Genomic DNA, 7000 nt, shown 5'->3' with positions numbered 1-7000 from the left:
CCGGCCCGCGGCGAGTTCGTCGACAACTTCTTCGAGGTCGTCGACTGGGAAGAGCCGTCGACCCGCTACGAGCAGGCTGTCGAACTCTTCGAGTAACGACGACCGTCGTCCGATCGGTCGGCGCGTGACCGACCGCACCGAGGTATTCTACTCCCCGCCGGGTCGCTCCTTTCGCCCGGTGGACGCGTTCGTTCCGCGAGCAACGGGGGCGTCACCTCCCTCCCTTCGATCACTCCACGAGCGCCGTCTCCACCACGTTCACCGACTCGTCGACGACCACGCGGAGTTCGTCGCCTGCGCAGGGCAGCGAGAGCCGGACCCGGAGCGGGTCGTCGGAGACGACAGTCGTCCGCTCGTCGCTCACGCACCAGTCGAACGTCCAGAACGGCTCGGTGTTCAGGTCGACGCCGCGCTCGGAGAAGAACAGCAGCGTCTCGGCGTGGTCCAGCAGGGTGACCCCGACGGTCGACCGCAGCCGGTAGTTACACCGCCGACAGACGTGTTCGACGGCGACGTCGAGGTCCTCATCGTCGGGGTCGCGGACGAGCGTCGTCTCGACCGCGCCGGTGCACTCGGGACAGACCCCGTCCGCGGCCAGGCAGTAGTGGTGGCGGACGTAGTGGTGGAACGCCTGCAACAGCTCGTCGGTCGTGCGGTCGTCGAGCCCGCCGGAGGGGAACGGGTAGCTCACCTGAATCGTGCCGCAGTCAGCACACCCCACGGTGAGCGTGTCGTCGACGTACCAGCCGTGGAGCTCGCCGTCGCAGTCGTAACACGTCCCCTCGACCGGGAAGAATCCGACCTGTGCGCGCTCGGTGAGGGTGCCGGTAAAGATCGCGCTGACGACCTTCCGACCGGGGTAGCGGAACTCGTAGCCGTCGTCGCTCTGTTTGACGAAGTGGCCGGTGAGCTGGCGGAGGTGGTAGTTGAAGTTGGCGCTGTCGTCGATGTCGACCCGCTCGAAGAGGTCGGTGAAGCTCACGGGTTCCTCGTCGGCGCCGAGTTCGAGGAGGGCGCGCAGAATGTCGACCCGCGTGTCGTTGCCGAGCGTGGCGAACACCTCCGCGGGGAGGACCCGGGACTCCGTCCGGAGGGCGGCCGTCAGGTCGCCGTCGGCATCCGCGGTCGCGTCGGTCTCCGCACCCGCGTCCGCGCCGGCGGTCCGATCGAACTGACTCACACCGGATCCACGCGGCACGACCGGATAAAACCCATCGACCGGGCCCGGTCGTCGAACCGGCGCAGCCCGACGACCGAACCGGTCGGCAGGCTTTTCGACCGGACGGGCCTACGGCGATCCCATGTCGGACGCCACCGCGATCGCCGATCGCTCCGAGGTTCCTGCGGGCGGCTCGTACCGCTTCACCGCCGAAGATGCCTTCGGAAACGAGACGGAGGTCATCCTCGTCCTCTGCGAGGGCGACCCGGGCGTCAGGGCGTGGGTCAACAGCTGCACCCACGAGGACCAGCGCTTCGACGCGGGCCGCGGCGCGGCGATCCGCGACGGCGAGATCATCTGCCCCCGGCACGGGTCGATGTTCGACGCCTGCTCCGGCGAGTGCGACAACGGGGAGGCGTCGGGGACCACCCTGCCCGGCGTCGATATCGCGGTCGACGGCGACGCCATCCTCCTCACCGACGAGCAGTACGACTACCTGCACGACGGCGGCGTGACCGACGGCGACGACGGGCCGGGGTCGACCTCGCACGTCTCGTTTTGAGCCGCCGCGGCCGGATCGGCCCCGCAGTCGTCGCCGCTGGTCGGCGGCTGTGCGGCGTCCCCCCGACCCACCCCGTCAGAGCCGCGGACGGCCGCACGGTCGAACTACCGGCCCGTCGAGCACGGATTCAGGCGCCGAACCGCCGCGTTCGGCGATCCACCCGAGCGCCTCCGCGCCGAGGACGACCGCCCCGTCGAGGTCAGCGATCCGGACCGCCGCCAGCGACGCCGCAAGCGACGGGCCGTCGTACGCCCCGGGATCCGCGCCGGCGTCGTCGACATCGACGCCCGGCACGGCCGCCAGCGCGTCACGGAACGACGGGTACACCTCTCTCGCGAGCTCTCGCCGCGCGTCTCGCCGCCGGTTCCGGAGCCGATCCCGGAGTTCGAGGCGCCGCTCGCGGGCGTCGCGGGCGTCGGCGGCTCGCGTGCGTGCGCGTCGGAGCGCCTGCTCGGCCGCGATCCGTTCGCTCTGTGCGGTCGACAGCTCAGCGGCGGCCGACTGCAACTCGTCGAGGGCCTCGTCGGTCTCCGCCTCGATCTCCCGGCGCGCTTGGACCCCTCCCCGGAGGGCCGCGACACGCTCCTTCAGCCGCTCCTCCTCGCCGCTCGCGTCCGCGACCCGACGCCGGGCCGCGTCGAGGTCGACCGGTTCGACTTCGATTGCCGCGACGCGATTGCGGAGCTCGATCAGCCGCCCTTCGATCGACGACGACAGCCCGAGCGTTCGGGCCGCCGCGGCGAGTTCGCGTCGGAGACCCGCCTCTGTCGGAACGCGACCGATCACGGCGGCCGGGTCGGCGACTGCCGGTCCGGGATCGACGGCGTCGGCCGCGGTGCTTTCGGACGCGTCGTCGGACCGCTCCGGGTCACCCTGTCCGTCCGCCCCGGTCACAGCTCGTCGCCCCGCATCGACTCCGGATCCGGGTGGTTAGTCCCGGCCGCGAACGCGGCGTACGGCGTCGCCTTCTCCTCGCGGTTCGCGTACGCGCTCGCCGCCTCGCGGACCGGGTCGTCGAGCGCGACGAACTCGTTGAACGGCTCCGTCCGCTCGATCTGTACGTCCCCGCCGTGCGTCTCGCGCAGTCGGAGCGCGAGGAACGCGGCGTACACCGTCTCGCCGAGCAGCGCCGCCCGCCCGAACCGCCGCGCGACCGCCTCCTCGTGGCGGCGACACAGGTTTCGGAGGCCGGTGCGAGCAGCCGCCGAATACGTCACGACCAGCAGCACGAACGCGCCTGATCGGCTCCGGAACTTATCGGTTCCGAACCGATACGCCGATCACACCCGTTCCACGTCGAATTCGGGGACAGAGTCGCCGTCCCCACCTGTCGAATCAGATAAACGATCGCCGCCGGAGAGCGCGAGCACGCGCTCTCGGGCCGCCGGCGCCGAGGGCGCGACCACGACCGTCCCGTCGACCGCGTCGTCGCCGACCGCGCGGAACACGTCGTCGTCGCCGTCGAACTCGGTGGCGTACGTCCGGAGGACCGCCGCCACGCGCCGCTCGGTGTCGGCGAGGTCGGCGTCGCCGTTCTCGAACGCGCGGAGCGCGTCCTCGACGTTCCGTATCGCGGAGATCCGGTCCATCTACGTCGTCCGGAGGTGGCCCTGCTTGGGTTCGTACACTTCGCCCTTGGTCCGGAGCTTCTCGATCTCTTGTTCGGCCTTCCCCGGATCCATCCCGATCTCGCCGGCGCGGTCGAGCACCTCGTCGACGGGTGCGCCCTCCTCGAACTCCTCCTCGATGTCCGCGATGAGTCCCTTGATGTTCTTGATGCGGTCGCGCTGGCTCTTCGAGGTGCCCGTCTCGACGACGTCGGCATCGAACTGCCCCGTCTCCGGGTCGACGCCGATGTCCTTGAGACACGACTCGATGATGTCCGTCGCCCGGTCCGCGTCCTCGCGCTCGACGGTGTCCGAGAGACGGACCCGGGCGCTCGCCTCCGAGAGCCTGACCATCGCCTCCAGCTTCCGGGCGGTGACCGGAACCGGCGCGTCCTCGTCGGCGCCCTTCGAGCGCAGGTCGACGTAGAACTCCTCGATGAGCTCCTTCGCCTCCTCCGTCATCGTCGGGTAACAGGAGCGCTTTGCGTGCGCGATGTATTTCCGCAGCAGTTCGGCGTCGATCTCCGGGGCGACCTCTTCGGTCACCTCCGCGACTTGGTCCGAGGTGAACTCGGAACTCGCCAACTCCTCGCGCTGGGTGTTGAGCTCGCCGGCGTAGTTCGTCTTGATGATGTGTTTCGCCAGTCGGGAGTCGTGCTCCGGATCCGGACTGTCCGTCACCGTGAAGATGAGGTCGAACCGCGAGATGAGCGCGGGTTCGAGGTCGATCTGCTCGCCGATCGGCTCGTACTGGTCGAACCGGCCGTACTTGGGGTTCGCGGCGCCCAAGAGGGAACACCGCGCCTTCAGCGTCGCGTTGATCCCCGCCTTCGAGACGGAGATTTTTTGTTGTTCGAGCCCCTCATGCATTGCCGACCTATCAGACGAATCCATTTTATCTAGCTCGTCGACGGCGGCGATCCCTTTGTCAGCGAGCACGAGCGCGCCAGCTTCGAGCGACCACTGCTGGCCGTCGCCGAAGTCGTCGCGGACGGCCGCGGCGGTGAGACCCGCCGCGGACGACCCCTTACCGGACGTGTACACGGAGCGCGGAGCGATGTTCTCGACGTACGAGATCATCTGGGAGTTATGAGAGACGACACCGTTCCCGAGGTACGTGTGCGTGTCCGCGACCTCGAGATCGTAGACCCACTCGTAGTCCGGTTCGACTGATTCGATGGACTCGATCCGGTCCCAATGGATATCGTTCGCGCACAGCCGATCGAGTTCGGCAACGTCGGGGGCGACCGACAGCGCCTCGTCGAGCCGGTCGAGAACCACCTCTTTGGCGGCCGATGTCTGTCCACCGTCGGGTGCGACACCGTTTCGCTCATAGTAGCTGATCGCGGTCTGTGAGACGTCCATACCGTCCGACAACGCTTTTTGCGAGATATTCAGTTCCTCCCGCAGTGTCTCGACCGCCTCCCAGTCGCCATCCAACAGTTCGGTACGCTTCTTACGAAGCCAGTCTAACCGGGTCTCGAACGCGTCGACAACCGCCCTCAGGTTCGACCGACTCGGATTTCTGTCGCCGCGTTCGTAGTGTTGGTACGTTGGACGCGGGAGTTCGAGATCGAACTGCGACAACGCAAGGGCCTCTCGGATCCGCCGGAAGTCATCACTCAGACCGGGCACCACATTCGTATTTGTGTTCTCTGGAACGTCGCCGAACGCTTCCGAAGCTGTCGTTTTGCGGTCAGTAACGAATCCGATCTCGTCGACGTATTTGACGAAGTCTCGACCGCTGATACGCAGTCGGTAACTATCGTTATGGCGTCTCCGAAGGTGGCTCTGAATGCCGAACGCGACAAGCAATGTCTGTACACCAACCAACAGTTCTCTGCTCATCGAGGAAACCGTGATCTCGCGTTCTTTGGGGGAGACGGTCCCCTCGCTGTCGACATACGCTTTTAGGAACGCTGCCTTGTTCTCCGGACTTGCGCGTTTGAGACAACCGGGGACGAGCTGATCCGCGGAACTCTCGAGAATTGCCGGTTCGAGTTCTTTGAGGAACCGAACGAACTCCAACGAGGAGCAGCGGACGATCTCGGCGGTCTCGTGACCGTGTTTCCCCCGCCGAGACCACCGAACACCCAACTCCCGGAAACAGTTCTCCACGTCGGTCAGGATCTCCTCGTCGACGTTCGTGACCGCGGTAGCGGCGCTCGATCCCGAGATATGGGTGTGGCCCTCGGCGATGATATACCCAAGAAGCCGCGCCAGCGTGGGATCGACCTGACTGGGCGGGGTGAAGGAGTTCGCGTTGTGGGTTTCGACCTTTTCGAACGAAACGTCCAGCGAATCGTCCCAATCAGCGTCGATATTTCCGGGGACGGCGATGAGATCACCTTCCGCCAGTCGGTCCGCCCGCTGGGGTGATAACCCTCTGTCCAACTGTTTGAACAGCGGATGCGATGGCGTCACTTCCACTTCCCTCCCTGAGGCCATCGTGATGTGGTACATCTCATCCGGTGCTTCCCGTTTCCAGACCTTCGTCGCGGTTCCGGTCTCCAATTCTCCCTCTTCCGTTACGGTTTGAAGGTCAATGTCAACCGGTTCGTACACGCCGTCGTCAACTTCTATTGGATCGTCGAGGCTCGACTCTACTACTTCTCCGAGGGCCCGTTCTGTTCCGTCGGCCAGCGTCACTTTTGTATCATATTTTTGACACTTCCCAGTACCCGGGTCACCGATCAGGAGCATGTGGAGGTCGCCGCGGATCCGCGACCCGTCGGGGAGGTGTTTGGTGACGCCCGAGAACAGCTGGAGGATCATCGCGAGCTTCTCCTCCTCGTAGCCGTAGATGGCCGGGGCGATGGAGCCGACCATCGCCTCGTAGATGTCCTCGCGGTTGGAGAGCTCGATGATCTCCCGTTTGTCCGCCTCGGTGATGTCCATGTCCTCGAACTCTTCGTCCTCGATGGCGATGGAGACGCCGTCCATGTACAGGTCGAAGATGGCGGACTTCTCGTTCCCCTGCTCGACCTGCTCGATGTGGAGGACGCCGACGCAGGTGACGTGGTCGCCGGGGCTCACCTTGCCGGTGATGTCGTCGACGATGTCGACGTCGATGTTCTGGGGCGTCTCGCCCCCGCGGAGCCCCTCGGGCGACTCCTGGATGCGGAGCTTCTGGGAGTCGATGAACTCCGACTGGTCGAAGTTGACGCGGAACGGTCCCTGTCGCTCACACCCCTGACACTCGTGGGGCTCCTGGAACCCGCCGTCGCTCTGGGGAATGTACGTCATCGTGCCGCAGCGCTGGCACTCGAAGGCGGCCTCGGTTACCTTCGGGCGCACGTCCGTCGCCTTGCGAACGATGCCTTTGATCGAGACGAGCTTGCCGATGTGGTCGTCGTGGACGCGGATGCCGCGGATGTCGATGCTCTCGGGGAGGTTCTCGATCCGGACGTGGGCGCGCCCGAGGCTGACGTCCGCGGGGAGGTCGTAGAGTCGCAGCGCCTCCTCGGCGTACTCGCGCATCTGCTCCGGCTTCGTGCGGAAGTCCTCGGCGAGGTCGCGGTCGAACTGGTAGAGGTCGTCGTACTCGATGTACAGTGAGCGCTGTTCGTTGGGGTATCGCTGCGCGAGGGTGCCGATCTCCTCGCGGTAGTAGTTGCGGTAGAACTGAATGAACCGCTCCGTGAGGTCCTGATTCCCGGCCTGAGCCATTAC

General features: G+C 66.2%; 6 protein-coding genes and 1 pseudogene. 2 read left to right on the top strand and 5 right to left on the bottom strand.

What is annotated here, in order from left to right; genetic code table 11:
• Nucleotides 1-96: pseudogene (locus tag ACT4MF_RS17625) on the top strand (superoxide dismutase); the annotation flags it as partial.
• A gap of 133 nt (nt 97-229) precedes the next feature.
• Here ACT4MF_RS17625 and ACT4MF_RS17620 read toward each other — a convergent pair.
• On the bottom strand, nt 230-1180 hold the full coding sequence (locus ACT4MF_RS17620; protein ID WP_444683589.1) for a DUF7351 domain-containing protein: 951 nt from the start codon (nt 1178-1180) through the stop codon (nt 230-232).
• 121 nt (nt 1181-1301) lie between these two features.
• Between ACT4MF_RS17620 and ACT4MF_RS17615 the strand changes: the two genes are divergently transcribed.
• On the top strand, nt 1302-1721 hold the full coding sequence (locus ACT4MF_RS17615) for a Rieske (2Fe-2S) protein (protein ID WP_444683588.1): 420 nt from the start codon (nt 1302-1304) through the stop codon (nt 1719-1721).
• 75 nt (nt 1722-1796) lie between these two features.
• Here the strand turns inward: ACT4MF_RS17615 and ACT4MF_RS17610 are convergent, their stop codons facing one another.
• From ACT4MF_RS17610 to ACT4MF_RS17595, 4 genes are read right to left on the bottom strand one after another with little or no spacing between them, the layout of a single operon-like run.
• Nucleotides 1797-2615, bottom strand: a complete 819-nt coding sequence (locus tag ACT4MF_RS17610; RefSeq protein WP_444683587.1) for a DUF7856 family protein — start codon at nt 2613-2615, stop codon at nt 1797-1799.
• The gene (locus tag ACT4MF_RS17605) at nt 2612-2950 is read right to left on the bottom strand and encodes a DUF7855 family protein (RefSeq protein ID WP_444683586.1); all 339 of its coding nucleotides are present in this window, start codon (nt 2948-2950) and stop codon (nt 2612-2614) included. The genes ACT4MF_RS17610 and ACT4MF_RS17605 overlap by 4 nt, the downstream gene beginning before the upstream one ends.
• A gap of 51 nt (nt 2951-3001) precedes the next feature.
• A complete protein-coding gene (locus ACT4MF_RS17600; RefSeq protein ID WP_444683585.1) occupies nt 3002-3310 on the bottom strand; it encodes a DUF7854 family protein in 309 nt (102 codons plus the stop codon).
• Nucleotides 3311-6997: an LAGLIDADG family homing endonuclease gene (locus tag ACT4MF_RS17595; RefSeq protein ID WP_444683584.1), complete on the bottom strand. Its 3687-nt coding sequence runs from the start codon at nt 6995-6997 to the stop codon at nt 3311-3313.
• Nucleotides 6998-7000: the final 3 nt, after the last annotated feature.

The sequence above is a fragment of the Halorubrum sp. FL23 genome (assembly GCF_052439115.2).
GTDB lineage: Archaea > Halobacteriota > Halobacteria > Halobacteriales > Haloferacaceae > Halorubrum > Halorubrum persicum.
Note: the sequence above shows the minus strand (reverse complement) of the source record. Positions and strands in the feature narration are given on the sequence as shown.

Excerpts from the sequence above, each read along its gene's own strand:
- ACT4MF_RS17595 (WP_444683584.1), bottom strand. The coding sequence starts at position 6,997 with ATGGCTCAGGCCGGGAATCAGGACCTCACGGAGCGGTTCATTCAGTTC.
- ACT4MF_RS17615 (WP_444683588.1), top strand. The coding sequence starts at position 1,302 with ATGTCGGACGCCACCGCGATCGCCGATCGCTCCGAGGTTCCTGCGGGC.
- ACT4MF_RS17600 (WP_444683585.1), bottom strand. The coding sequence starts at position 3,310 with ATGGACCGGATCTCCGCGATACGGAACGTCGAGGACGCGCTCCGCGCG.